The sequence below is a fragment of the Enterobacter dykesii genome, from assembly GCF_008364625.2.
In the GTDB taxonomy this organism is placed as follows: Bacteria; Pseudomonadota; Gammaproteobacteria; order Enterobacterales; family Enterobacteriaceae; genus Enterobacter; species Enterobacter dykesii.
The window spans coordinates 3,368,170-3,394,343 of record NZ_CP126604.1 but is presented as its reverse complement, the minus strand read 5'-3'; the positions used below and the strand labels follow the sequence as shown (position 1 = coordinate 3,394,343).

Annotated in this window: 22 protein-coding genes; 16 read left to right on the top strand and 6 right to left on the bottom strand. The window is 58.6% G+C overall.

Translation table 11 applies throughout. The annotated features are described in order from the left end of the window. Positions 1-47: 47 nt before the first annotated feature. Positions 48-1,193 carry a 3-phenylpropionate MFS transporter gene (locus tag F0320_RS16105; protein ID WP_126330014.1) on the top strand — a complete coding sequence of 382 codons (1,146 nt, stop codon included), beginning with the start codon at positions 48-50 and terminating at the stop codon, positions 1,191-1,193. On the opposite strand, the gene csiE is transcribed toward F0320_RS16105, so the two are convergent. After that, positions 1,188-2,465, bottom strand: coding sequence for a stationary phase inducible protein CsiE (gene csiE / locus F0320_RS16100; protein ID WP_126330012.1), 1,278 nt, complete (start codon positions 2,463-2,465; stop codon positions 1,188-1,190). The genes F0320_RS16105 and csiE overlap by 6 nt on opposite strands. 125 nt (positions 2,466-2,590) lie before the next feature. Between csiE and F0320_RS16095 the strand changes: the two genes are divergently transcribed. Both F0320_RS16095 and F0320_RS16090 read left to right on the top strand, forming a co-directional pair. Next, positions 2,591-3,229, top strand: a complete 639-nt coding sequence (locus tag F0320_RS16095; RefSeq protein ID WP_126330010.1) for a DUF1007 family protein — start codon at positions 2,591-2,593, stop codon at positions 3,227-3,229. After that, the gene (locus F0320_RS16090; protein WP_126330008.1) at positions 3,220-4,200 is read left to right on the top strand and encodes a nickel/cobalt transporter; all 981 of its coding nucleotides are present in this window, start codon (positions 3,220-3,222) and stop codon (positions 4,198-4,200) included. Before F0320_RS16095 ends, F0320_RS16090 begins: the two co-directional genes overlap by 10 nt. Positions 4,201-4,240: 40 nt before the next feature. Here F0320_RS16090 and suhB read toward each other — a convergent pair whose 3' ends face one another. After that, the gene (suhB, locus tag F0320_RS16085) at positions 4,241-5,044 is read right to left on the bottom strand and encodes an inositol-1-monophosphatase (protein ID WP_023308828.1); all 804 of its coding nucleotides are present in this window, start codon (positions 5,042-5,044) and stop codon (positions 4,241-4,243) included. Between the two features lie 131 nt (positions 5,045-5,175). On the opposite strand from suhB, the gene trmJ reads away from it, so the two are divergent. The 11 genes from trmJ to sseB all read left to right on the top strand — a co-directional run bounded on the left by trmJ (position 5,176) and on the right by sseB (position 13,876). After that, positions 5,176-5,901, top strand: a complete 726-nt coding sequence (gene trmJ, locus F0320_RS16080) for a tRNA (cytosine(32)/uridine(32)-2'-O)-methyltransferase TrmJ (protein WP_047652688.1) — start codon at positions 5,176-5,178, stop codon at positions 5,899-5,901. Positions 5,902-6,117: 216 nt separating this feature from the next. Beyond that, entirely contained in the window at positions 6,118-6,609 is a 492-nt protein-coding gene (iscR, locus tag F0320_RS16075; RefSeq protein WP_023308826.1) for a Fe-S cluster assembly transcriptional regulator IscR, read from the top strand. A 119-nt stretch (positions 6,610-6,728) separates the two neighbouring features. Then, complete coding sequence (iscS, locus tag F0320_RS16070) at positions 6,729-7,943, top strand: cysteine desulfurase (protein ID WP_008502157.1); 1,215 nt, start codon at positions 6,729-6,731, stop codon at positions 7,941-7,943. Positions 7,944-7,967: 24 nt separating this feature from the next. Then, positions 7,968-8,354 carry a Fe-S cluster assembly scaffold IscU gene (gene iscU / locus F0320_RS16065; protein WP_003860661.1) on the top strand — a complete coding sequence of 129 codons (387 nt, stop codon included), beginning with the start codon at positions 7,968-7,970 and terminating at the stop codon, positions 8,352-8,354. A gap of 13 nt (positions 8,355-8,367) precedes the next feature. Beyond that, positions 8,368-8,691, top strand: coding sequence for an iron-sulfur cluster assembly protein IscA (gene iscA / locus F0320_RS16060; protein ID WP_003860659.1), 324 nt, complete (start codon positions 8,368-8,370; stop codon positions 8,689-8,691). Between the two features lie 79 nt (positions 8,692-8,770). Next, positions 8,771-9,286: a co-chaperone HscB gene (hscB, locus tag F0320_RS16055; RefSeq protein ID WP_119915345.1), complete on the top strand. Its 516-nt coding sequence runs from the start codon at positions 8,771-8,773 to the stop codon at positions 9,284-9,286. A 14-nt stretch (positions 9,287-9,300) separates the two neighbouring features. Further along, positions 9,301-11,151, top strand: coding sequence for a Fe-S protein assembly chaperone HscA (gene hscA, locus F0320_RS16050; protein WP_126330006.1), 1,851 nt, complete (start codon positions 9,301-9,303; stop codon positions 11,149-11,151). A 1-nt stretch (position 11,152) separates the two neighbouring features. Further along, positions 11,153-11,488 (top strand): ISC system 2Fe-2S type ferredoxin, encoded by a 336-nt coding sequence (fdx, locus tag F0320_RS16045; RefSeq protein ID WP_003860652.1) that lies wholly within the window; start codon positions 11,153-11,155, stop codon positions 11,486-11,488. Between the two features lies 1 nt (position 11,489). Continuing rightward, on the top strand, positions 11,490-11,690 hold the full coding sequence (iscX, locus tag F0320_RS16040; RefSeq protein ID WP_003860650.1) for a Fe-S cluster assembly protein IscX: 201 nt from the start codon (positions 11,490-11,492) through the stop codon (positions 11,688-11,690). 60 nt (positions 11,691-11,750) lie between these two features. Next, positions 11,751-13,037 carry an aminopeptidase PepB gene (gene pepB, locus F0320_RS16035; protein WP_047652685.1) on the top strand — a complete coding sequence of 429 codons (1,287 nt, stop codon included), beginning with the start codon at positions 11,751-11,753 and terminating at the stop codon, positions 13,035-13,037. Positions 13,038-13,099: 62 nt separating this feature from the next. Continuing rightward, positions 13,100-13,876, top strand: a complete 777-nt coding sequence (sseB, locus tag F0320_RS16030; RefSeq protein WP_126330004.1) for an enhanced serine sensitivity protein SseB — start codon at positions 13,100-13,102, stop codon at positions 13,874-13,876. A 17-nt stretch (positions 13,877-13,893) separates the two neighbouring features. On the opposite strand, the gene F0320_RS16025 is transcribed toward sseB, so the two are convergent. The 4 genes from F0320_RS16025 to F0320_RS16010 form a co-directional block, all read right to left on the bottom strand. Beyond that, complete coding sequence (locus tag F0320_RS16025) at positions 13,894-14,664, bottom strand: MurR/RpiR family transcriptional regulator (RefSeq protein ID WP_033146219.1); 771 nt, start codon at positions 14,662-14,664, stop codon at positions 13,894-13,896. Continuing rightward, a complete protein-coding gene (gene sseA, locus F0320_RS16020) occupies positions 14,664-15,509 on the bottom strand; it encodes a 3-mercaptopyruvate sulfurtransferase (RefSeq protein WP_126330002.1) in 846 nt (281 codons plus the stop codon). Before sseA ends, F0320_RS16025 begins: the two co-directional genes overlap by 1 nt. 90 nt (positions 15,510-15,599) lie before the next feature. Continuing rightward, positions 15,600-16,967, bottom strand: coding sequence for a 6-phospho-alpha-glucosidase (locus F0320_RS16015; protein ID WP_047652681.1), 1,368 nt, complete (start codon positions 16,965-16,967; stop codon positions 15,600-15,602). A 12-nt stretch (positions 16,968-16,979) separates the two neighbouring features. Then, entirely contained in the window at positions 16,980-18,524 is a 1,545-nt protein-coding gene (locus F0320_RS16010; RefSeq protein ID WP_126330000.1) for a PTS transporter subunit EIIC, read from the bottom strand. 287 nt (positions 18,525-18,811) lie between these two features. On the opposite strand from F0320_RS16010, the gene F0320_RS16005 reads away from it, so the two are divergent. Both F0320_RS16005 and pbpC read left to right on the top strand, forming a co-directional pair. Continuing rightward, entirely contained in the window at positions 18,812-23,764 is a 4,953-nt protein-coding gene (locus tag F0320_RS16005) for an alpha-2-macroglobulin family protein (RefSeq protein ID WP_126329998.1), read from the top strand. 1 nt (position 23,765) lies between these two features. Next, complete coding sequence (pbpC, locus tag F0320_RS16000; protein WP_126329996.1) at positions 23,766-26,090, top strand: peptidoglycan glycosyltransferase PbpC; 2,325 nt, start codon at positions 23,766-23,768, stop codon at positions 26,088-26,090. Positions 26,091-26,174 lie beyond the last annotated feature (84 nt).

Below are 26,174 nucleotides of genomic sequence, written 5' to 3'. Positions count from 1 at the left end.
ATTTTTATATTCTCGCCAGACTATGGCCTCGATTTCGGGAGGGATTCATGGTCTTGCATTCCACGCGCTGGCTGGCGCTCAGTTATTTCACCTATTTCTTTAGCTACGGCATTTTTCTGCCTTTCTGGAGCGTCTGGCTTAAGGGTATCGGCCTGACGCCCGAGACCATCGGTGTCCTGCTCGGGGCCGGGCTGGTGGCGCGTTTCCTTGGCAGTCTGCTGATTGCTCCGCGCGTCAGCGATCCCTCCTTACTGATCAAGGCCGTGCGCATTCTTGCGCTGCTGACCCTAGTCTTTGTTGCCTGCTTCTGGGTCAGCCACCAGTTTGCCTGGCTGATGGTGGTGATGGTCGGCTTTAACCTTTTCTTCTCACCGCTGGTACCGCTGACGGATGCCCTGGCGAACACCTGGCAAAAGCAGATCACCATGGACTATGGCCGCGTGCGCCTGTGGGGCTCAATTGCCTTTGTGATTGGCTCGGCGCTGGTGGGGAAACTGGTCAGCCTTTACGATTACCGCGCCATTCTCGCCCTGCTGAGTATCGGTATTGCCTCGATGCTGCTTGGCATGCTGCTGCGACCGTCGGTGATGCCGCAAGGGGAGAGCCGCCATCAGGAGAGCGCAGGCTGGCCCGCCTGGCGGAGCCTGGTGGCCCAGAGCTGGCGTTTTCTGGCATGTGTCTGCCTGCTTCAGGGGGCGCATGCGGCGTACTATGGCTTCAGCGCCATCTACTGGCAGGGGGCGGGATATTCTGCTTCCGCCGTGGGCTATCTGTGGTCGCTGGGCGTGGTGGCCGAAGTCATCATTTTCGCCCTGAGCAAGAAATTGTTCCGTCGATTTGGCGCACGAGACCTGCTGCTGCTTTCCGCCGTGTGCGGCGTGGCGCGCTGGGGGATTATGGGCTGGACGACCGATCTGCCGTGGCTGATCGTGGCGCAAATTCTTCACTGCGGCACCTTTACCGTGGGTCATCTGGCGGCGATGCGCTATATCGCAGCGCGCGAGGGCGGAGACGTTATTCGCCTGCAGGCCGTCTATTCGGCAGTGGCGATGGGAGGCAGTATCGCGATCATGACGGTGTTTGCCGGATTCCTCTATCAGCACCTGGGGCATGGGGTTTTCTGGGTGATGGCGCTGGTCGCCTTACCCGCCATCGTTGTTCGCCCTAAAGTGGCCGCCCGCGCGTCGCTATGATTCCAGCATGGCGCGTATATGTTCTTGCTGCTGCGCGTTCAGTGTCTCAACGGCATGAATCAGCGGCGGCGAGAACAGCGGCAGGACGGTAGGGTAGGGGGTGATAACCAGCGCGGCCTCGCGCGGTGCCCCCTCTTTCTGGAAAGCCTGCAGCGTTAGATAGCGAATATTAAGCGGCAGCAGCGTCAGCTCGCGAAGCTGCTGTTCAATCAGATCCTCGCTGGCTTTATCGTCTCCCGTCAGCAGGATCACCTGTTTTTCGTGCAGATCGGTCTCCTGCATCAGCCAGGCGCCGAAAATCACCGCCACCAGGCTCATCTCTTCATCAGAAAAACGCAGCCCAAACTCCGCTTCCAGCTCAAACAGCGCTTCCTTTGTGGTGCGTAACAGCCGGGGATAGAGACGATGGATCTCCTCCGGCAGGCTATTGTCGATGCCGATTTCAAACAGCGAGCGGTCCAGCGCCTGAGCCAGATGGATATACAGCTGATCGGTCAGCCCTTGCTCATCGCTGAAGTTCATCCCGGTCTGCGAGCGAAAACGGGCGACCATGCGCACGATGGCCCGGCGCAGACGCTGATCCTGCTGGTGCTTATCAAGCACCGGATCGGGCGTGCGGAGCATCATAAACAGCAGCGCCAGAAACAGCTGTTCATCCCCGTGCGCACCCTGCGGCACGCGCCGTTTCCAGTGACGTACGATCTCCTGGGCCGTAAAATACTCCCCTCTCGACTGGGTCCAGCTGCGCTGCACGTGAGAAAACTGCGGCGTATTTCCGAGCTGATGCTGAATGAGACAGTATTGCAAATAGAGCTGTAAAAACTGGACGTCGCGGCATTCAAACTGGCGCTGCAGCTTGCGGGAGCAGAAGCCGATCAGCGCCCGCAGGTTCGCATCATCGTAAAGCGGCCGCGCAATGCCGTGTTGTTTAAGCGCGGTTTTTAATGCGGGGGTAAACTGGTGCGAGACAAACTGCGGGCAAAGCCGCAGCGCCCGGCGCAGCCAGTGCAGCAGGCATAAACGCTGATTCAGGGCTGTGCCTTCAATCCGGTAGCTGCCGTCGTGGTGCGTAACGATGTCCAGCCGGTGATAGCGCTGGATTTCATCGCGCGTCTCGGCTATATCTTGCCGTGCCATCGCGTCGTCCACGCCGTTGGCAGCGATAATGCTCTGTGCGGTGACGGCAGTATCGGGCAGGTAAAGCATCAAAAGCACCTGGCAGCGGCGCTGCGAACTGGAAAGCACAGATGGAATTTCAAGCGTCGTCATCATCTGTCGGGTATCCAGTGTGAATGTTTGATAAGAATAGCTAAAGGATGAGCGCTGAAAAGCGCGCCGGCAGGCCTTTCACTCAGGATTGCTGGGGAACATCACAGAATTTTTGACGTGAGGAATTGATGCAAACAGTTAAACAAAGTGCGATGGCGTTATTTTTTGCGGTTATCAGCTTCACCACCAGCGCGCACCCTCACAGTTTTATTGACCTCCAGACCGAGCTGGTTACCGACGGCACGCAGCTGAGCGGCCTGAAGATGCGCTGGACGATGGATGAAATCACCTCGGCCGATCTGCTCTACGATGCGGGAAACGCGAAGCCCGGCGATGAAATCTGGAAAAAGCTGGCGGCGGAAGTGATGGCCAACGTGCTCGGCCAGCACTACTTCACGGAATTCTGGCACAACGGGCAAAAGGTCAAATTTCTGAACCGGCCAACGGAATACGGTATGACGCGTGACGGGCATCAGGCTGTGCTGACGTTTGTGCTTCCGCTGGCGCATCCGCAGCCGCTGGCCGGGCAAACGTACACGTTTTCCACTTTTGACCCTACTTACTATGTCGACATGCGCTATGACAAAGACGGCGACGTACGGCTGCCGGACGCGCTGCAAAAAAACTGCAAAATTGGCGTTCACACCCCGAAACCCAGCGAGGAGACGCTAAACTTTGCGGTCTCGCTTGATAAGGAAGATGCCCCACCTGAGGATATGGAGTTGGGTAAACAGTTCGCGCAGGAGGTGACGTTACAATGTCAGTGATCTCTTCTCCGGTTCGGAAACCGCGCCGCTGGCTGCACCTCTGGCCGCTGGCGCTCTTTCTTCTGCTAGCCGTTTGCGGTTCGCTCTGGCTATGGCAGGCCTGGCCGCAGGTCATGATGAAAAGCATCGTCTGGCAGCGTGAGGTCAACCAGCAGATGAGCGGTCTGCTGAAGGCGGTGGCGGAGAACCCGACCAAAGCGGGTGGTTCTCTGCTGGCATTCAGCTTTATCTATGGCGTTCTGCACGCGCTGGGGCCGGGGCACGGCAAAATCGTGATAACGACCTGGCTCGCCACCCATCCGTCGAAGCTGAAATCGAGCATCGGCCTGACGCTGGCCTCCTCGCTGCTACAGGGCGGTGTGGCGATTGTGCTCGTCGTGGTGGTCCTTTCGCTGTTGCAGCTTCCCGCGCGCCAGCTGCACATGAGCAGTTTCTGGCTGGAGAAGGGGAGCTACGCGCTGGTGGGCGTGCTGGGGCTGATCCTCTGCTGGCGGGCGCTGAAAAAGCTGCGCGTGCTGCTGCAAAAACCCAAATTCAAAACCTTTACGCCGCACCACGTTCATGATGAAAGCTGCGGCTGCGGGCATCAGCATTTGCCCACGCAGGAACAATTGCAGAGCGGTGACGACTGGCGCGCGCGGCTGATGATTGTTCTCTCGATGGGCATGCGCCCGTGTTCGGGGGCAATCATGGTGCTGCTGTTCAGCAAGGTGATAGGCGTGTTTGGCTGGGGAATGCTCTCCGCGCTGGCGATGGCGGCAGGGACGTCTCTCACCATTTCGTCTTTAGCGCTGCTGGTTCACAGCTTCCGTCAGCTAGCGGTCAAACTGAGCGGCAATAAAACGCCGGTGCTGTGGCGACAGGTAGGGTGGACAACGCTTGCGCTGGCGGGCGGGGTGATTCTGCTGGTGGCGGCGGTGACGATGTGGATGAGCGCGGTACCGGTGGGAAGAGGATTGCGGCCGTTTTAGTTGGGATCCCCTCTCCCACAGGGAGAGGGAATGACCGGGATTAACGCTTCAGCGCATCGCTCAGTTCATCACGCATGTTTGCCAGCATGGCTTTAACAACGCGTGGGTTACCCGCAACGACGTTGCCGGTAGACATGTAGTTGTGGCCGCCGGTGAAATCACAAACGATGGCACCTGCTTCACGTGCGATCAACTCGCCCGCAGCAAAGTCCCACGGCTTCAGCGACAGCTCGAAGTAACCGTCAACGCGGCCGGTCGCCACGTAGGCCAGATCCAGCGCGGCAGAGCCGGTACGGCGGAAGTCCGCGCATTCGGTGAACAGTTTGCCCAGGATATTCATATAGGTGGTCGCGTGCTGTTTCGCCTTGAACGGGAAACCGGTCGCCAGAATGGTGCCGTCCAGATCGCGTGCGTTGCTGCAGCGCAGACGGTAGCCGTTCAGCTGTGCGCCCTGACCGCGGGTAGCGGTGAACAGTTCGTTACGCATTGGATCGTAAACAACGGCGACTTCAGTACGGCCTTTAATGCGTACTGCGATAGACACAGAGAAGTGTGGCAGGCGTTTAACAAAGTTGGTGGTGCCATCCAGTGGATCGATAACCCATTGAACATCCTGATCGGTACCTTCATGTTCACCGCTTTCTTCGGTGATGATGGTGTGCTGCGGGTAAGATTTGCGGATCGTTTCGATAATAATCGCTTCTGCGGCTTTATCGACGTTAGTCACGAAATCATTGCTGCCTTTCTGGCTGGTTTCTACGGAGTCTGGCGTTTCGTAGTGTTTGGCAATTACATTACCCGCCTTGCGCGCTGCGCGCACGGCGATGGTCAGCATCGGATGCATCGGTCTCTCTCACTGGATGTTAAAGAACAGGAAAATCGGCGCAGAGTATAGCAGTGGGATCGGATTATGTCTCCCGTTTATGATAATATGCCGGAATATTCTTCAGACGCTGAATTCAGACATTAAAAATTATGCTGCAAAACATTCGAATCGTGCTGGTCGAAACATCGCACACCGGCAACATGGGCTCCGTTGCCCGCGCTATGAAAACCATGGGCTTAACGAACCTGTGGCTGGTTAACCCGCTGGTGAAACCTGACTCGCAGGCTATCGCCCTGGCGGCCGGTGCCAGCGACGTGATCGGCAACGCCCAGATCGTCGATACCCTTGACGAAGCGCTGGCCGGTTGCAGCCTCGTTGTTGGCACCAGCGCGCGTTCACGCACGCTGCCGTGGCCGATGCTGGATCCGCGCGAATGCGGCCTGAAAAGCGTCTCAGAAGCAGAACAGGCTCCGGTTGCGCTGGTGTTTGGCCGCGAGCGCGTTGGCCTGACCAACGACGAGCTGCAGAAGTGCCACTATCACGTCGCCATAGCGGCGAACCCGGAATACAGCTCGCTGAACCTGGCGATGGCGGTGCAGGTTATCGCCTATGAAGTGCGTATGGCGTGGCTGGCGACGCAGGAGAAACAGGCAGAGCCTAAAGAAGAAACGGCCTACCCGCTGGTGGACGATCTTGAGCGCTTCTACGGTCACCTGGAGCAGACGCTGCTCTCAACCGGCTTTATTCGTGAAGGTCACCCGGGCCAGGTGATGAACAAACTGCGCCGCATGTTTACCCGCGCGCGCCCGGAAAGCCAGGAGCTGAACATCCTGCGCGGGATTCTGGCGTCGATTGAGCAGAAGAATAAAGAGTAGTGTCGATTTCCCCCTCTCCTCGTGGGAGAGGGCTGGGGTGAGGGCATCAGGCCGCACCTGGGTTATGAAGGCACGGAACGTTAAATACCTGACTAAAACAGTCAAGTAAATAGTTGACCATTTTAGTCAGGAATGTCAGACTTGGCCCTGCTATGCAATACCCCCATTTTACAATAAAAAACCCCGGGCAGGGGCGAGTTTGAGGTTAAGTAAGACATGAGACTGACATCTAAAGGGCGTTATGCCGTGACCGCGATGCTGGACGTTGCGCTCAACTCCGAAGCGGGCCCGGTTCCGTTGGCTGATATTTCTGAACGACAAGGGATCTCCCTCTCTTACCTGGAACAGCTGTTCTCCAGACTGCGTAAAAATGGACTGGTTTCCAGCGTTCGTGGCCCAGGCGGCGGTTATCTGCTGGGTAAAGACGCGGGCAGTATTGCAGTTGGTGAAGTGATTAGCGCAGTTGACGAATCCGTTGACGCGACCCGTTGCCAGGGGAAAGGAGGCTGCCAGGGCGGCGATAAGTGCCTGACCCACGCGCTGTGGCGCGATCTGAGCGACCGTTTGACCGGCTTCCTGAACAACATCACCCTCGGTGAGCTGGTGAATAACCAGGAAGTTCTGGATGTCTCTGGTCGTCAGCACGGTCAGGATTCCCAACGCAGCACCCGAGCGCAGGACGCTATCGACGTCAAATTGCGCGCGTAATAAAACGATAAAGATTTCAGAATCAGGCCGGGGCGAAGACTCGCCCCGTGTACTCGGTCGTACATCCAGCCGGTTGCCTGATTCCTTGCATTGAAGCGATGTACGGAGTTTAAAGAGCAATGAAATTACCGATTTATCTCGATTACTCCGCAACCACGCCGGTGGACCCGCGTGTTGCCGAGAAAATGATGCAGTGTCTGACCCTGGACGGAAACTTTGGTAACCCAGCTTCCCGTTCACACCGTTTTGGCTGGCATGCTGAAGAGGCGGTTGATATCGCCCGTAATCAGATTGCTGACCTGGTGGGGGCCGACCCGCGTGAGATTGTATTCACCTCCGGTGCGACCGAATCCGACAACCTGGCGATCAAAGGTGCAGCCAACTTTTATCAGAAAAAAGGCAAGCACATCATCACCAGCAAAACCGAACACAAAGCCGTGCTGGATACCTGCCGCCAGCTGGAGCGTGAAGGGTACGAAGTGACTTACCTGGCGCCACAGAGCAACGGGATCATCGACCTGAAAGAGCTCGAAGCGGCTATGCGTGACGACACCATTCTGGTTTCTATCATGCACGTTAACAACGAAATCGGCGTCGTTCAGGACATCGCGACCATCGGCGAAATGTGCCGCGCGCGCGGTATCATCTACCACGTGGACGCGACCCAGAGCGTGGGCAAACTGCCTATCGACCTGAGCCAGCTGAAAGTGGACCTGATGTCCTTCTCCGGCCACAAAATTTATGGCCCGAAAGGGATCGGCGCGCTGTACGTTCGTCGTAAGCCACGTATCCGCATCGAAGCACAGATGCACGGCGGCGGTCACGAGCGCGGTATGCGTTCCGGCACGCTGCCTGTTCACCAGATCGTGGGCATGGGCGAAGCGTACCGCATTGCGAAAGAAGAGATGGAAACCGAGATGGCACGCCTGCGCACGCTGCGTAACCGTCTGTGGGACGGCGTGAAAGATATGGAAGAAGTGTATCTGAACGGCGATCTCGAGCAGGGCGCGCCGAACATCCTCAACGTCAGCTTCAACTATGTTGAAGGCGAATCGCTGATCATGGCGCTGAAAGACCTGGCCGTTTCTTCCGGTTCTGCCTGTACGTCTGCAAGCCTGGAGCCATCCTACGTGCTGCGCGCGCTGGGCATGACCGACGAGCTGGCGCACAGCTCTATCCGTTTCTCTTTAGGTCGTTTCACTACCGAAGAAGAGATTGACTACACCATCAAGCTGGTTCGCAACTCCATCGGCCGTCTGCGCGACCTTTCTCCACTGTGGGAAATGTTCAAGCAGGGCGTGGATCTGAACAGCATTGAATGGTCACATCACTAATCGGTACATAAGGAGAATTCAATCATGGCATACAGCGAAAAAGTCATCGATCATTACGAGAACCCGCGCAACGTTGGCTCATTTGACAACAGCGACGAATCTGTTGGTAGCGGCATGGTCGGCGCACCGGCGTGTGGCGACGTGATGAAGTTGCAGATTAAAGTCAACAATGAAGGTATCATTGAAGACGCGCGCTTCAAGACCTACGGCTGCGGTTCTGCTATCGCGTCCAGCTCCCTGGTGACCGAATGGGTGAAGGGCAAGTCTCTGGACGAAGCACAGGCAATTAAGAACACGGATATTGCTGAAGAACTCGAACTGCCACCGGTGAAAATTCACTGCTCAATTCTGGCAGAAGACGCGATCAAAGCCGCTATTGCGGACTATAAAAGCAAACGTGAAGCAAAATAATTGAGGTTTGAGTATGTCGATTACCCTTAGCGACAGCGCTGCCGCGCGAGTAAGCTCTTTTCTGGCGAACCGTGGTAAAGGCTTTGGCCTGCGACTGGGCGTACGTACCTCCGGCTGTTCTGGTATGGCTTACGTACTGGAGTTTGTTGATGAACCGGCGTCTGATGATACCGTGTTCGAAGACAAGGGCGTGAAGGTGGTGGTCGATGGCAAAAGCCTGCAATTCCTCAACGGCACTCAGCTGGACTTCGTTAAAGAAGGCCTGAACGAAGGGTTCAAATTCACGAACCCGAACGTCAAAGACGAGTGTGGTTGCGGCGAAAGCTTCCACGTTTAACCGCGCGTTATCCGAAACCCCACCGTGGCTTACCTGCTGCGCGTGGGGTTTGTTCTAACAGGCTACCCCTGAGATTGTTATGGATTACTTCACTCTCTTCGGACTACCCGCTCAATACCCGATTGATCTCCAGGCGCTGACAATCCGTTTTCAGGATCTTCAGCGTCAGTATCACCCGGATAAATTCGCCAGTGGTACTCAGGCAGAACAGCTGGCTGCGGTATCGCACTCTGCGACCATCAACCAGGCCTGGCAGACGCTGCGTCATCCGCTGAGTCGTGCCGAGTACCTGCTCTCGCTCCACGGATTCGATCTGGCGAGCGAACAGCACACCGTGCGTGACACGGCGTTTCTGATGGAGCAGCTGGAGCTTCGCGAAGAGCTGGATGAGATTGAACAGGCCAAAGACGAAGCGCGTCTGGAAAGCTTCATCACGCGCGTGAAGGGCATGTTCGATACCCGCCATCAGCAGATGGTGGAGCAACTGAACAACGAGACCTGGGACGTGGCGGCAGACACTGTGCGCAAACTCCGTTTTCTCGATAAACTGCGAAGCAGTGCTGAACAACTCGAAGAAAAGCTGCTCGATTTTTAATTTCGGAAGCAATTATGGCCTTATTACAAATTAGTGAGCCTGGCTTAAGTGCCGCACCGCACCAGCGTCGTCTGGCGGTGGGTATCGATCTGGGCACCACCAATTCCCTCGTGGCGACCGTGCGCAGCGGCCAGGCGGAAACGCTGGCTGACGAGCAGGGCCGCCATCTGCTGCCTTCCGTAGTCCACTACCAGCAGCAGGGGCACGCGGTCGGCTATGACGCCCGCGCCAACGCCGCGCGCGATCCGGCCAACACCATCAGCTCCGTGAAGCGCATGATGGGCCGCTCGCTGACCGATATTCAGACCCGCTATCCGCATCTGCCGTATCAGCTGCAGGCCAGTGAAAACGGCCTGCCGATGATTGCGACCGCGGCCGGTCTGCTGAACCCGATTCGCGTTTCCTCCGACATCCTCAAAGCGCTGGCGGCGCGCGCGACGGCGACGCTCGGCGGCGATCTGGACGGCGTAGTCATCACCGTTCCGGCCTATTTTGACGATGCACAGCGTCAGGGCACCAAAGACGCCGCGCGTCTGGCGGGCCTGCACGTGCTGCGCCTGCTGAACGAACCGACGGCGGCGGCGATTGCCTACGGCCTCGACTCCGGTCAGGAAGGGGTCATTGCGGTTTACGACCTCGGCGGCGGTACCTTTGATATCTCGATCCTGCGCCTGAGCCGTGGGGTGTTTGAAGTGCTGGCGACCGGCGGGGATTCCGCGCTGGGTGGCGATGACTTCGACCATCTGCTGGCGGACTACATTCGCGAGCAGGCGGGCATCAGCGATCGCAGCGATGCGCGCGTCCAGCGTGAACTGCTGGATGCGGCGATTGACGCCAAAATCGCCCTGAGCGATGCGCAGACGGTTACCGTAAACGTTGCGGGCTGGCAGGGTGAGATCACCCGCGACCAGTTCAGCGATCTGATTGCCCCGCTGGTGAAGCGCACCCTGCTGGCCTGCCGTCGCGCATTGAAAGATGCGGGCGTTGAGGCGAACGAGGTGCTGGAAGTGGTCATGGTGGGCGGTTCGACCCGCGTGCCGCTGGTGCGCGAGCGCGTGGGCGAATTCTTTGGCCGCACGCCGCTGACCTCCATCGACCCGGACAAAGTGGTTGCCGTGGGCGCCGCAATCCAGGCCGATATTCTGGTCGGCAACAAGCCGGACAGCGAAATGCTGCTGCTGGACGTCATCCCGCTGTCGCTGGGTTTAGAAACCATGGGCGGCCTGGTGGAGAAAGTGATCCCGCGTAACACCACCATTCCGGTGGCGCGCGCGCAGGAGTTCACGACCTTCAAAGACGGCCAGACCGCGATGTCCATCCACGTAATGCAGGGCGAACGTGAGCTGGTGCAGGACTGTCGCTCTCTGGCGCGCTTTGCGCTGCGCGGCATTCCGGCGCTGCCTGCGGGTGGGGCGCATATTCGCGTCACCTTCCAGGTGGATGCGGACGGTCTGCTGAGCGTCACGGCGATGGAAAAATCCACCGGCGTGGAATCGTCCATCCAGGTGAAGCCGTCCTACGGCCTGACCGATGGCGAAATCGCCTCCATGATTCAGGATTCAATGAGCTACGCCGAGCAGGATGTGAAGGCGCGTATGCTGGCTGAACAAAAAGTTGAAGCCGCCCGCGTGCTGGAGAGCCTGAGCGGCGCGCTCGCTGCCGATGCCGCGCTGTTAAGCGCCGCTGAGCGCCAGGTGATTGACGACGCTGCCGCGCATTTAAGCGCAGTAGCAGAAGGCAATGACGCTGACGCAATAGAAGAAGCCATTAAAAACGTTGATAAACAAACCCAGGACTTTGCTGCTCGCCGCATGGACAAATCTGTCCGCGTCGCGCTGAAAGGCCAGTCCGTGGACGAGGTTTAATATGCCAAAGATTGTTATTTTGCCTCATGCGGACCTCTGTCCGGATGGCGCTGTTCTGGAAGCGAAGACCGGTGAAACCATTCTCGATGTTGCCCTGCGTGCAGGTATCGAAGTGGAACACGCCTGTGAAAAATCCTGTGCCTGCACCACCTGCCACTGCATCGTGCGTGAAGGTTTTGATTCTCTCGCTGAGAGCACCGAAGACGAAGACGACATGCTGGATAAAGCATGGGGTCTGGAGCCTGACAGCCGCCTGAGCTGCCAGGCGGCGGTGACCGATGAAGATCTGGTCGTGGAGTTCCCACGCTACACCATCAACCACGCACGCGAGCATTGATATGGGACTGAAGTGGACAGACAGCCGTGAAATCGGCGAAGCGCTCTACGACGCGAACCCGGATCTTGATCCGAAGACCGTACGATTCACCGACATGCATCAGTGGATCTGCGATTTAGAGGATTTCGACGACGATCCAAACGCATCCAATGAAAAAATTCTGGAGGCGATTCTGTTAGTCTGGTTAGATGAAGCAGAATAAAAAACATAACGGGCTGCCTTCAGGCGGCCCGTTTGCTAGTTGCTAATAAGGAAAAATAAAATGACCGAAGCGATGAAGATTACGCTCTCGACGCAGCCCGCCGACGCGCGCTGGGGCGAGAAAGCCAGCTACAGCATCAACAATGACGGCATAACCCTGCACCTGACGGGCAACGACGATTTGGGTCTGATCCAGCGCGCCGCGCGTAAAATTGACGGCCTGGGCATTAAGCATGTCTCCCTGGAAGGCGAAGGCTGGGACACCGACCGCAGCTGGGCATTCTGGGCAGGCTACAAAGGGCCGAAAGGCACCCGCAAAATTGAGTGGGCGAACCTCGACGAAGCCGGTCAGAAAGAGCTGGAAAGCCGCCTGCAAATCATCGACTGGGTGCGCGACACCATCAACGCCCCGGCGGAAGAGCTTGGTCCGGAGCAGCTGGCGCAGCGCGCGGTTGACCTGCTGTGCGGCGTGGCCGGCGACAAGATGTCCTATCGCATTACCAAAGGTGAAGACCTGCGCGAGCAGAATTACATGGGCATCCACACCGTGGGCCGTGGTTCCGAGCGCCCTCCGGTCCTGCTGGCTCTGGATTACAACCCAACCGGCGATAAAGCGGCGCCGGTCTTTGCCTGCCTGGTCGGGAAAGGCATCACCTTCGACACCGGCGGCTACAGCCTGAAGCAGAGCGCGTTCATGGACTCCATGAAGTCCGACATGGGCGGCGCGGCAACCATCACCGGCGCGCTGGCGTTTGCCATCACTCGCGGTCTGAACAAGCGCGTGAAGCTGTATCTGTGCTGCGCGGACAACATGGTGAGCGGTAACGCCTTCAAGCTGGGCGACATCATTCGCTATCGCAACGGCAAAAACGTCGAAGTGATGAACACCGACGCCGAAGGCCGTCTGGTGCTGGCCGATGGCCTGATCGACGCGTCTGCCCAGAAGCCAGAGCTAATTATCGACATGGCGACCCTGACCGGCGCGGCAAAAACCGCCCTGGGTAACGACTACCACGCGCTATTCAGCTTCGACGACAAGCTGGCCGCTCGCCTGCTGGCAAGCGCCGCTGCGGAAAACGAGCCGTTCTGGCGTCTGCCGCTGGCCGAGTTCCACCGCAGCCAGCTGCCGTCCAACTTTGCCGAGCTGAACAACACCGCGAGCGCGGCGTACCCGGCGGGTGCAAGCACGGCGGCAGGCTTCCTGTCCCACTTCGTTGAGAACTACCACGAAGGCTGGCTGCACATCGACTGTTCCGCAACGTACCGTAAAGCGGCAGTTGAGCAGTGGTCCGCGGGCGCGACCGGTCTGGGCGTGCGTACCGTGGCGAACCTGCTGACGGCTGAGTAATCGTTATTGCCCTCTCCCCCTCTCCCAGGGGGAGAGGGGGAAATGCATCATCTGGAATTGTTATGTCCGAAACCAAAAACGAATTAGAAACCCTGCTGGAGCAGGCGGCGACCGAGCCCGCCCACCGTCCGGCATTTTTCCGCACGCTGCTGGAATCCACCGTCTGGGTGCCTGGCACTGCCGCGGAAGGTGAGCAGGTTGTCGAAGACAGCGCGCTGGATCTGCTGCACTGGGAGAAAGACGACGGCAGTTCGGTGATCCCGTTCTTTACCTCGCTGGAAGCCCTGCAGGAAGCGGTAGAAGACGAACAGGCGTTCGTAGTGATGCCGGTGCGTACCCTGTTTGAAATGACGCTGGGCCAGACGCTGTTCCTTAACGCGAAGCTGCCGACCGGGAAAGAGTTTACGCCGCGTGAAATCAGCCATCTGATAGGTGAAGAGGGCAACCCGCTCAGCACCCAGGAAGTGCTGGAAGGGGGCGAAACGCTGCTGCTGTCTGAAGTGGCCGAGCCGCCCGCGCAGATGATTGATTCCCTGACGACGCTGTTCAAAACCTTGAAACCGGTTAGACGCGCGTTTCTCTGCTCCATTAAAGAGCGTGCGGACGAGCATCCGGTTCTGCTGATTGGTATTGAGGCGGACGGCGATATCGACGAAATCATTCAGGCGGCGGGAAGCGTGGCGACCGACACGCTGCCGGGCGATGAGCCGATTGATATCTGCCAGGTGAAGAACGGCGAGAAGGGCATCAGCCACTTTATTACCGAGCACATCACCCCGTTCTACGAGCGTCGCTGGGGCGGCTTCCTGCGCGATCTCAAAACCAACCGCATCATCTGATTACGGCGGGGTGAATATCACCCCGTTGCTTCCAGCAGCAGTAAATCCATCAGCAGCACCAGATTCGACTCAAACGACGTCACCCCCGCGGCTTCGGCGGCGAAGTGTACCGCTTCGTCATAGAGGGCAAAATGCACGTCCGCCATCCCCGCCAGCGTGTTGGCCGAGGCGCGGGTAAACGCGACGATCGTCATACCGACGTTTTTGGCAATCCGAGCTTTATCCAGCACCTGCTCGGTTTCGCCGCTGCGCGAGACGGCAATAAACACCTGATAGCGTGAGGCGTTGCTGAGGAAAATATTCCGGCTGTCTCCCGGCCCGGAGATAAACGCCGTTTTGCCCAGCACCTGCAGCTTCTTGGTCAGGTACTCCGCAAACAGATAGGAAAACCCGGCCCCGTAGAGAAAGAAGCTCTCTTTCTGGCGCAGCAGGTCGGCAAACTGCTGGCGTTTTTCCTGCGTGACCCACTGGAAGGTGTGCTGATAGTTGGCGATAAACTGGTTAAACAGCGCCGGGAGTTCAGGAAGCGACTGCCCCTGAGCGGCAATATGCGGCGTGTCGGAGAGCAGCTGCTTGCAGTGCCAGATAAACTCGCTAAAGCCGCTGAACCCCAGCTTCTGGCACAGCCGCATGATGGTGGCGGTAGAAACGAACGTCGCCTGCGCCAGCTCGCGTACCGTGATGTTGCCCACCAGCAGCGGATGCTCCGTGAGGTGAGCGAGGACGCGATACTCCGCGCGGGTCAGCGACGCACCGCGCGTTAACAGCGTGGCCAGGCGATTATCCATTATTTCGCCGGTTCAACCGGCAGGTCGTCACGCGCGCCCCATTCGCTCCAGGCGCCGTCGTATAGCGTGACGTCGTTCGCGCCGAGCGTGGCGAGCGCCAGGATCACCACGCAGGCCGTGACGCCGGAGCCGCAGCTGGCAATAATTGGACGGTGTAAATCAACGCCGGCACGGTCAAAAATGGCGCGCAGCTCGTCGGTGGTTTTCAGCTCGCCCTCAAACACCAGATCGCCCCACGGCACGTTCAGCGCGCCCGGAATATGTCCGCGCTTCAGCCCCGGACGGGGTTCGTCCGCTTCGGCATTGAAGCGAGGCGCTGGACGGGCATCGACGATTTGCGCCGTTTTTTCATGGCTCACGACCAGCACGTCGGTCAGGCGTTTTACCACGTGGGTGTCAAAGGTCGCGTCGAATTCACCTTCCGGCAGCGTTACGTCACCCTGTTGAAGCGGCAGCTCGTCGCGCTTCCAGCCCGCCAGCCCGCCGGCAAGAATCGAGACTTTTTCCACGCCGAAGTTTTTCAGCATCCACCACGCGCGCGGCGCGGAGAAGAGGTTACCTTCATCATAGACAACGAGGTGTTTGTCTTTGCTGACGCCCAGCTCGCGCATCGCCACGGAAAACGCTTCCGGGCGCGGCAGCATGTGCGGCAGGGGAGAGTTGTGATCGGAGAGGGCTTCAATATCAAAAAATACCGCGCCAGGCAGGTGCCCTGCACGGTATTCACCGGGCACGTCACGATGCTCTTGTCCCGGAGGGGCCATACGCGCGTCGATAATCTGAACTTCCGGATCGTCGCCGTGCTCAATCAGCCAGTCGGCGGCGACAAAATATGAGGTGGACATGGGTTGCCTCCATTCTTTTCCGTAAAAAAGGATTGTCGGTGTTTTTTCTGACACCGACAAGCAAACCACGTTCAACTCGCGAGCAAGCCCCTATTTTTTCACCGGTTCGCCGTCTTGCCAGGCTTTTTGCAGCGCTGGCCAGTAGTCGCTGTTGGCCTCAATCATTTCATCCAGAATCGCCTTCGCGTGTTCCATGGTCGGCACGGTGCGGTTGAGGGTAAACGCCTGCAGGGCTTTCTCATAGCTCCCCTCGATAGTCGCCTCTACCAGCAGCTGTTCAGATGCGAGCTGCTGCTGCAAAAGGGTCTGATGGAACAGCGGCACCTGACCGACGCGAATCGGTTCCGGGCCTTCGGAGGTGATATAAGCGGGAACCTCCACCACCGCATCGTAAGGCAGGTTGGTAATCGCCCCGCGGTTTTCCACCATCACCAGATGGCGGCTGTGCAGGTTAAAGGCCAGCGAGCAGGCGACGTCAACGATAAACTCGCCGTGGACGCCCACGTGGAAGGCATCAGGCAGGATCCCGGTGCGCTTATATTCTTCGGCAGCGGCGAACAGCTTTTTCTCGCGCCCGTCCATCACTTCATTGGCGCGGGTATAGTCCGGGTTCTGGTGTTCCACAATCTGGTTCGGCATCAGGTAGTACTGCAGATACGGGTTCGGCAGATACTCCGGGAAATGGTCCATGATTGGCTTAATGTTGCGCCAGGTTTTTACCCATGATGGATCGGAATGCTGCGGATCGGTTTTGGCCGCATCTTCCGTCAGCAGGCCAAACGTCGCGATATGCTTACGCAGCTCGGGAAGCTTGTCTTCGCCGTCCACCAGTACTCGGGTAAACCAGCCGAAGTGGTTCAGGCCGAAGTAGTCCACCTCCAGCCTGCGGCGATCGACCCCCAGAATCGCCCCCATATTGCGCATGGCGGCGACAGGCATATCGCAGATGTTCAGCACCCGCGCATCCGGACGCAGCCGGCGCACGCCCTCCGCAACGATCGCCGCCGGGTTGGAGTAGTTCACGATCCAGGCTTTTTCGTGCGCGTAGCGATCCACCAGATCGATAAGCTCAACCATCGGCAGGATCGTGCGCAGGCCGTAGGCCAGCCCGCCGGGTCCGCAGGTTTCCTGGCCGACCACCCCGTGACGCAGCGGGATCTTCTCATCCTGCTCGCGCATCTTATACTGGCCGACGCGCATCTGGGCGAAGACGAAATGCGCGCCGCTGAAGGCCACTTCCGGGTCGCTGGTGACGGTGAACTTGATGCTCTGGCTGTGGTCGCGGATGACCTTTTCGACGACCGGCGCAATGGTGTTCTGGCGCGCCTCGTCGATGTCATAAAGGCGGATTTCGGCCAGCGGGAAATCCTGCAGGCGCACCATCAGGCTTTTCACAATACCCGGCGTGTAGGTGCTGCCGCCGCCGGCAATCGACAGAATGAATGGGGGTGTAAACATCTTTAGCTCCTTTCAGAGAAACGTCTCAACGGCTTCTCGCATTTTTTTGACGTGCAGCCCGTAGACCACCTGAACGTTGTTACCTTGTTTGATAATCCCTTTCGCGCCGGTCGCCTTCAGCCGCGGCTCGTCGATAATGGCGACGTCCTTCACCGTGACGCGTAAGCGGGTGTAGCAGTTGTCCACCACTTCAATGTTTTCCCGACCGCCGAGTCCCACCACGATGGATTCACCCAGCCCGTCGTTATTGCCCTTCGCCTGGTACTCCTGCTTGCTGTAGAGGCGCGTCTCTTGATCTTCATCCTCACGGCCCGGCGTTTTCATGTTGAAGCGCAGGATCAGGAAGCGGAACACCACGAAGTAGAGAGCGAACATGATCAGCCCAACCACGATGTACATCGGCCAGTTGGACTTCTCCGTGCCGAGCGGCAGGTTGTAGAGGATGAAGTCGATAATCCCGTTGGCACCGATGGCGTGAACGCCCAGCAGCGAGAACAGCATCATGCCGATGCCGGTCAGCACCGCGTGCACCACGAACAGCAGCGGAGCGACGAACAGGAAGGAGAACTCAATCGGCTCGGTCACGCCGACCAGCAGAGAGGTCAGCGCCGCCGGGATCAGAATGGCTTTCGCAATGGCTTTACGCTCCGGCTTTGCGGTCATATACATCGCCAGGGCTGCGGCAGGCAGGCCGAACATCTTGCTGATGCCGCGCGCGTCCCACACCACGGTGCTGCTGAGCTCCTTCACGTCCGGGCAGGCCATTTCGGCGAAGTAGATATTGCGCGCGCCCTGATAGGTTGTGCCGCATACCTCCTGCGTGCCGCCCAGCTCGGTATAGAGGAATGGCGTATAAACCAGATGGTGCAGGCCGGTGGGGACCAGAATACGTTCCAGGAAACCGTAGATTGCCACGCCAAGCGGCCCGGAGCCTTTGATGGCCAGCGCCAGGGCGCTAATACCGTGCTGGGCAAAGGGCCATATTTCACTCATCACCACGCCGAGCAGCATGGAGACGGGAAGCATGACGATGGCGACAAAACAGTGGCCAGAGTAAATCGCCATCGCGCCGTTAAACTGTACGCCGGAGTATTTGTTGTACAGATAGCCGGAGAGCGCCCCGGTCAGGATCCCGGCAAAAACGCCCATCTCCAGCACCTGTACGCCCAGTACCATGGTCTGCCCGGCCGCTTTCATCTGGGCCGCTGGCGCCAGCGCGCCCTGCAGCTGTAGCGTGACGTTCATGGCGTTGATGAACACCACAAAGGTCACCAGACCAATCAGCGCGGCATAGCCTTTATCACGCGTCGCCAGACCAATCGGGATCCCGACGGCAAACACCAGCGCCAGGTTGACCAGCACCGACACGGCAGATTTCGCGATAAGCTGACCAAGATGCTGAATCAGCGGATGGCCCAGAAACGGCAGGTATTCAGCGAGATTACCGTTACCCAGAACGTTACCAAAGGCGATAAACAGACCGACGATCGGTAAGATAAGGACCGGTCCATACAATGATTTTCCGAAATTTTGTAGGGCGTTCACGGCTCGTTTCATGGCTTTCTCTCTTTTTGAACCGCGCACTCGGGGTGCGTCATGGTCATAAAACTAGCAGTCTTCGGGCGAGCTTAGCCAGCTATCTTCTTGTTTTAAAAACAAATGACGTGAAAGGTAACATGTGACGTTATGTGCTGTGATCGCGGTTCCATCACGGTGTAGCGACGTGATGCCGTTCTGCGAGGCGCTTTCCACATTTTAAAATTGGCCTTTTTGAATTAACGAAACTTGCGGATAATACTTATCCGGACGACGACCAACAGGCCCCCTCAGGCCAGGGACACAGGATGAAACCGTTTCGCTTAGCCGCGATCTCTCTCGCGCTGCTTACCACGTTTACGCTTGTCGGCTGTGATAACAGCGACGATAAATCTCAGGCTGCGGCTCCCGCGGCATCCACAGCATCAACACCGAAAGCTGCAGAAAAGCCCAATGCTGAAACGTTGGCTAAGCTTGCCGCCCAGAGTCAGGGAAAAGCGCTGACCCTGCTGGATACCTCAGAAGTCCAGCTCGACGGTGCCGCCACGCTGGTGCTGACCTTTTCTGTTCCGCTGAATCCCGATCAGGATTTCGCCAAAACGGTGCATGTCGTGGATAAGAAAAGCGGCAAGGTTGACGGGGCGTGGGAACTTGCGCCTAACCTGAAAGAGCTTCGACTGCGCCACTTGGAACCTAACCGTAACCTGGTCGTCACCGTTGAACGTGACCTGCAGGCGCTGAACAAGGCGACGTTTGGCATTGATTATGAAAAAGCCCTGACCACCCGGGACATTGAACCCACCGTTGGTTTTGCCAGCCGCGGCTCGCTGCTGCCGGGCAAAGTGGTGGAAGGTCTGCCGGTGATGGCGCTCAACGTCAACAATGTTGATGTCAACTTTTACCGCGTGAAGCCGGAATCGCTGGCCTCCCTTGTCAGCCAGTGGGAGTACCGTAACTCGCTGACCAACTGGGAATCCGATAACCTGCTGAAGATGGCGGAGCTGGTTTACACCGGTCGATTCGACCTTAATCCGGCGCGCAATACGCGCGAAAAATTGCTGTTGCCCCTGAAGGATATTAAACCGCTCCAGCAGTCTGGCGTTTATATCGCGGTCATGAACCAGGCCGGGCACTACAACTACAGCAACGCCGCAACGCTCTTTACCTTAAGCGATATTGGCCTGTCCGCTCACCGTTACCATAACCGCCTGGATATTTTCACCCAGAGTCTGGAAAACGGTGCGGCGCAGTCCGGCGTGACCGTCACGCTGCTGAACGATAAAGGGCAGACCCTTGCCGAAGCGAAAAGCGACGGCGATGGCCACGCTAAGCTTGAGACCGACAAAGAGGCCGCGCTGATTCTGGCGAGTAAAGACGGCCAGACTACGCTGCTTGACCTCAAGCTTCCTGCGCTGGATCTGGCAGAGTTCGATATTGCCGGTAGCCCTGGCTACAGTAAGCAATTCTTTATGTTTGGCCCACGCGATCTCTACCGCCCGGGTGAAACGGTGATCCTCAACGGCTTACTGCGCGACAGTGACGGTAAGCCACTTCCGGATCAGCCCGTGAAGCTTGACGTGCTGCGCCCGGATGGACTGGTCGCGCGTACGATTGTCGTCAAGCCAGAGAACGGACTCTATCGTTTTAACTATCCGCTGGACAGCGGGGCGCAGACCGGCATGTGGCATATCCGCGCCAACACGGGCGATAACCTGCAGCGCCTGTGGGATTTCCACGTCGAAGACTTCATGCCTGAGCGCATGGCGCTCAACCTGAGCGGACAAAAAACGCCGGTTTCACCGCAGGATAACGTCGACTTTAACGTGGTGGGCTATTACCTGTATGGCGCACCGGCCAACGGTAATTCTCTGCAGGGCCAGCTTTTCCTGCGTCCGCTGCGTGACGCGGTGGCTGCGCTGCCGGGCTTCCAGTTTGGCGATATCGCCGAGGAGAACCTGAGCCGCAGTCTGGATGAAGTGCAGCTTACGCTTGATGAGCAGGGGCGTGGGCAGGTTTCTACCGAAAGCCAGTGGAAAGAGGTGCATTCTCCGCTGCAGCTGATCCTGCAGGCCAGCCTGCTGGAATCCGGCGGTCGTCCGGTGACGCGTCGCGCTGAGCAGGCAATCTGGCCGGCGGCTGAGCTGCCGGGTATCCGCCCTCAGTTCGCCAGTAAAGCCGTTTACGACTACCGCACCGATACCACCGTCAACCAGCCGATTGTTGACGAGAACGGCAATGCCAGCTTCGATATCGTTTACGCCGATGCCAGCGGAGCGAAAAAGGCAGTGTCCGGTTTACAGGTTCGCCTGATCCGCGAGCGCCGTGACTACTTCTGGAACTGGTCTGAGAGCGAAGGCTGGCAGTCTCAGTTCGATCAAAAAGATCTGGTTGAAGGCGAGCAGGAGCTGACGCTCAAGGCCGACGAGACGGGTAAAGTCACCTTCCCGGTGGAGTGGGGCTCTTATCGTCTGGAAGTTAAAGCACCTGATGAGATGGTCAGCAGCGTGCGCTTCTGGGCAGGCTACAGCTGGCAGGATAACAGCGACGGCACCGGGGCTGCACGTCCTGACCGCGTGACGCTGAAGCTGGATAAGCCAGCCTATCAGCCAGGCGATACCATCAACCTGCACATTGCCGCGCCGGCAGCAGGCAAGGGCTATGCGATGATTGAGTCCAGCGAAGGGCCGCTGTGGTGGAAAGAGATCGACGTACCGGCAAACGGGCTTGATCTCGCTATCCCGGTCGACAAAGCCTGGAAACGTCACGATCTTTATCTCAGCACGCTAGTGGTACGTCCTGGGGATAAATCCAAATCCGCCACGCCGAAACGCGCGGTCGGCCTGCTGCATCTGCCGATGGGCGATGAAAATCGCCGTCTGAACATTGCGCTTGATAACCCACAGAAGATGCGTCCAAACCAGACGCTTTCTGTGAAGGTGAAAGCCAGCGTGAAAGAAGGTGCGGTGCCGCAGAAAGTGAACGTCCTGGTCTCGGCGGTAGACAGCGGCGTGTTGAATATTACCGATTACGTTACGCCGGATCCGTGGCAGGCTTTCTTTGGTCAGAAGCGCTACGGCGCGGATATCTACGATATTTACGGCCAGGTCATTGAAGGGCAGGGCCGCCTGGCCGCGCTGCGTTTTGGTGGTGACGGTGATGAGCTGAAGCGCGGCGGTAAACCGCCGGTAAACCACGTCACCATTATTGCCCAGCAGGCACAGCCGGTTACGCTGGATGCCAACGGAGAAGGCACGGTTACGCTGCCCATAGGAGACTTCAACGGTGAGCTGCGTCTGATGGCGCAGGCCTGGACGGAGGACGATTTCGGCAGCAGTGAAAGCAAGGTTGTGGTGGCCGCGCCGGTCATTGCCGAGCTTAATACGCCGCGCTTCCTGGCAAGCGGGGATACCTCGCGGCTGACGCTGGATATCACCAACCTCACCGACCAGCCGCAAACGCTGAACGTTGCCCTGACCGCGACAGGAAAACTGTCGCTGGAAGGCGGGCAGCCGCAGCCGATTCAGCTGTCTCCTGGCGCACGCAGCACCCTGTTTATTCCGGTGCGTGCGCTGGAGGGTTATGGTGATGGCGAGGTGACCGCTCAGGTGACCGGCCTGCAGCTCCCGGACGAGACCTTTGCACCGCAGCAGAAGAGCTGGAAAATCGGCGTGCGTCCGGCGTTCCCGGCGCAGACGGTGAATACCGGTGCCATGCTGAACCCCGGCGAGTCCTGGACCGCACCGGCGCAGCACAGTAACGGTTTCTCTCCTGCTACCCTGCAGGGGCAACTGCTGCTGAGCGGCAAACCACCGCTCAACCTGGCGCGATATATTCGCGAACTGCAGGCATATCCGTATGGCTGTCTGGAGCAGACCACCAGCGGTCTGTTCCCGTCGCTCTACACCAACGCGGCGCAGCTTACGGCGCTTGGCATCAAAGGTGATACGGACGATAAACGCCGTGCCGCCATTGATATCGGTATTTCCCGTCTGCTGCAGATGCAGCGTGAAGACGGCGGGTTCGCGCTGTGGGATAAAAACGGTCCGGAAGAGTACTGGCTGACGGCCTACGTGACCGACTTCCTGATCCGTGCGGGCGAGCAGGGCTACAGCGTGCCTGCCGATGCGGTGAATAATGCCAATAGCCGGTTGCTGCGCTACCTGCAGGACCCGGGCATGATGTCTATTCGCTACAGCGACGATACGCAGGCCAGCAAGTTCGCCGTGCAGGCCTATGCCGCGCTGGTGCTGGCACGTCAGCAAAAAGCGCCGCTGGGCGCGCTGCGTGAAATCTGGGATCGTCACGCTCAGGCGGCGTCCGGTCTGCCGCTGATGCAGCTGGGCATGGCGCTCAAACTGATGGGCGATGCCCCGCGCAGCCAGCAGGCGCTGGATCTGGCGCTCAAAACGCCGCGCAACGACAGCAAAACCTGGATGGCCGATTACGGTAGCCAGCTTCGCGATAACGCGCTGATGCTCTCTCTTCTGGAGGAGTACAAGCTGCTGCCGGATGCGCAAAATACGCTGCTGAATGCCCTGTCTGAACAGGCCTTCAGCCAGCGCTGGCTGTCAACGCAGGAGAGCAACGCGCTGTTCCTGGCAGGACGTTCGCTGCAAACCCTGTCCGGTGCGTGGCAGGCAAAAACGTCTCTGTCTGAGGCCGCATCAGGCGGCGATAAGTCGCTGGTACAAAACGTGAGCGGCGACCAGCTTGGCGCGCTACAGGTGACCAATACCGGGACAACACCGCTGTGGGTACGCCTGGACAGCACCGGTTATCCGGAATATGCCCCACAGCCGAGCTCGAATGTGCTGCAGGTGGAACGTCATATCCTGGCAACCGATGGCAGCAGTAAATCGCTCTCTTCGCTGAAGAGCGGTGAACTGGTGCTGGTCTGGCTGGAAGTTAAAGCCAGCCAGAACGTGCCGGACGCGCTGGTGGTGGATCTCCTCCCTGCGGGTCTGGAGCTGGAAAACCAGAATCTGGCGAGCAGCAGCGCCAGCCTGCAGGACAGCGGCAGTGAGGTACAGAACCTGCTCAGCCAGATGCAGCAGGCGGACATTCAGCATATGGAATTCCGCGACGACCGCTTTGTGGCTGCCGTACCGGTAAATGAAGGCCAGCCGGTCACGCTGGTCTATCTGGCCCGCGCCGTGACGCCGGGAACCTACCAGGTGCCAGTTCCGATGGTGGAGTCTATGTACGTTCCACAGTGGCGGGCAACGGGGGCGGCCAGCGGCCCGCTGATTGTTGTTCCGTAAAATGCGAATGGCACGTCTGACACGCTCCCGCTGGCTATGGCTGGCGGGAGCGCTTCTCGTTTTATGGGGGCTGATTATCGTTGCCGACCGCCTGTGGCCGTTGCCTCTGAAAGAGGTTAACCCCGCCCGGGTGGTGGTGGATGAGAAGGGCACGCCGCTCTGGCGTTTTGCCGATAGCGACGGGATCTGGCGCTATCCGGTGACGATCGAAGAGGTCTCTCCCCGTTATCTTGAGGCGCTCATCCAGTACGAAGATCGCTGGTTCTGGGATCACCCCGGCGTAAACCCGCTTTCTGTCCTGCGCGCCGCCTGGCAGGATCTCAGTTCTGGCAAGGTCGTCTCTGGCGGAAGCACGCTCACCATGCAGGTCGCGCGACTGCTGGATCCGCATCCGCGTACCTTTGGCGGCAAAGTTCGTCAACTCTGGCGGGCGATGCAGCTGGAGTGGCATCTTTCCAAACGCGAAATTCTCACGCTTTATCTCAACCGCGCGCCGTTTGGCGGCACGCTGCAGGGCGTCGGGGCGGCAAGCTGGACCTATCTCGGCAAGCCGCCGTCGCAACTCAGCTATTCCGACGCGGCTCTGCTGGCGGTGCTGCCGCAGGCACCGAGTCGTTTACGCCCGGATCGCTGGCCTGAACGGGCCGAAGCGGCGCGCAATAAAGTGCTCGACCGCATGGCGACGCAGGGGGTCTGGTCCGCAAAGCAGGTCAAAGAATCGCGGGAAGAATCGGTATGGCTGGCGCCCCGACAGATGCCGCAGCTGGCGCCGCTCTTTGCGCGGATGATGCTCGGCAAAAGTCGCAACGCAAAAATTGTCACCACGCTGGATGCCGGACTGCAGCGGCAGCTGGAAGAGCTGGCGATAAACTGGAAATCCCGCCTGCCGGCACGCAGCTCGCTGGCGATGATCGTGGTCGATCACACCGATATGAAAGTGCGCGGCTGGGTGGGATCGGTGGATATCAACGATGACACGCGTTTCAGCCACGTGGATATGGTCAATGCGATCCGATCCCCGGGATCGGTGTTAAAGCCCTTTATTTACGGTATGGCGCTGGACGATGGCCTGATCCATCCCGCCTCGCTGCTTCAGGACGTTCCCAGAAAAACCGGTGACTATCGGCCCGGAAATTTTGACAGCGGGTTCCACGGACCGGTCAGCATGAGTGAAGCGCTGGTGCGCTCCCTCAACCTGCCCGCGGTACAGGTACTGGAAGCCTACGGGCCAAAACGTTTTGCCGGGATGCTGAGCAACGCAGGCTTGCCGCTGATCCTGCCCGCGGGGGCGCAGCCGAATCTGTCCCTGATCCTCGGCGGGGCAGGCGCCCGGCTGGCAGATATCGCTGCGGCCTACAGTGCTTTTGCCCGACACGGTAAGGCGGGTAGGCTACGCCTGCAGCCGGGCGATCCGCTGACTGAACGTCCGCTGTTATCACCCGGCTCGGCGTGGATTATTCGCCGTATTCTGGCTAATGAAGCGCAGCCGCTGCCGGATAATGCGCTACCGCAGGTTGCGCCGCTGGCGTGGAAAACCGGTACCAGCTACGGCTACCGTGATGCTTGGGCCATCGGTCTGAATGCCCGTTATGTGATTGGCATCTGGACCGGACGACCGGACGGCACGCCCGTGGCTGGTCAGTTTGGGTTTGCCAGTGCGGTTCCGCTGTTAAACCAGGTCAATAACCTGCTTCAGTCGCGCTCAACGGTAGACGAAGCCCGTCTGCCGCGCGATCCGCGTCCGGCAAGCGTCGGGCGGGGCGTGATCTGCTGGCCGGGCGGCCAGTCGCTGCCGGAAGGCAGTGAAAACTGTCGACGTCGCCTGTCGACCTGGCTGCTGGAAGGGAGTGAACCGCCCACGCTGCTATTGCCCGAACAGGAAGGGATACGCGGCATTCGTTTTCCGGTCTGGCTGGATAAAACGGGTAAACGCATGGCGGCAGATTGCCCTGATGCAACTGAAAAATTCCTGGATGTCTGGCCGCTGCCGCTGGAGCCGTGGCTGCCAGCGACCGAGCGTCGCGCGGTAAGGGTCCCTCCTTCATCAACCACCTGTCCTCCGCTGTCGCAGGACGCATCTGCGCCCCTCATTCTGACCGGCGTGCGTGAAGGGGCCGTCATCAAACGTCTGCCGGGGGAATCCCGCGTTTCGCTGCCGCTTCAGGCGACCGGCAATAGCGGTGAGCGCTGGTGGTTTTTGAACGGTGAACCGCTGAATGTGAAGGGAAGAGTTTACACATTACAGCTTGATAAATCGGGCGATTATCAGTTACTCGTTATGGATGAGACCGGTCAGGTCGCGACGGTGAATTTTACGCTGCAGTGACCTGAAAATAGCTTTCAGATGTGAGCTGTTGCTAAAACTCGTCTTATTTTAAAAAAATGTTACCTGAATCCATAGGCAATGGCG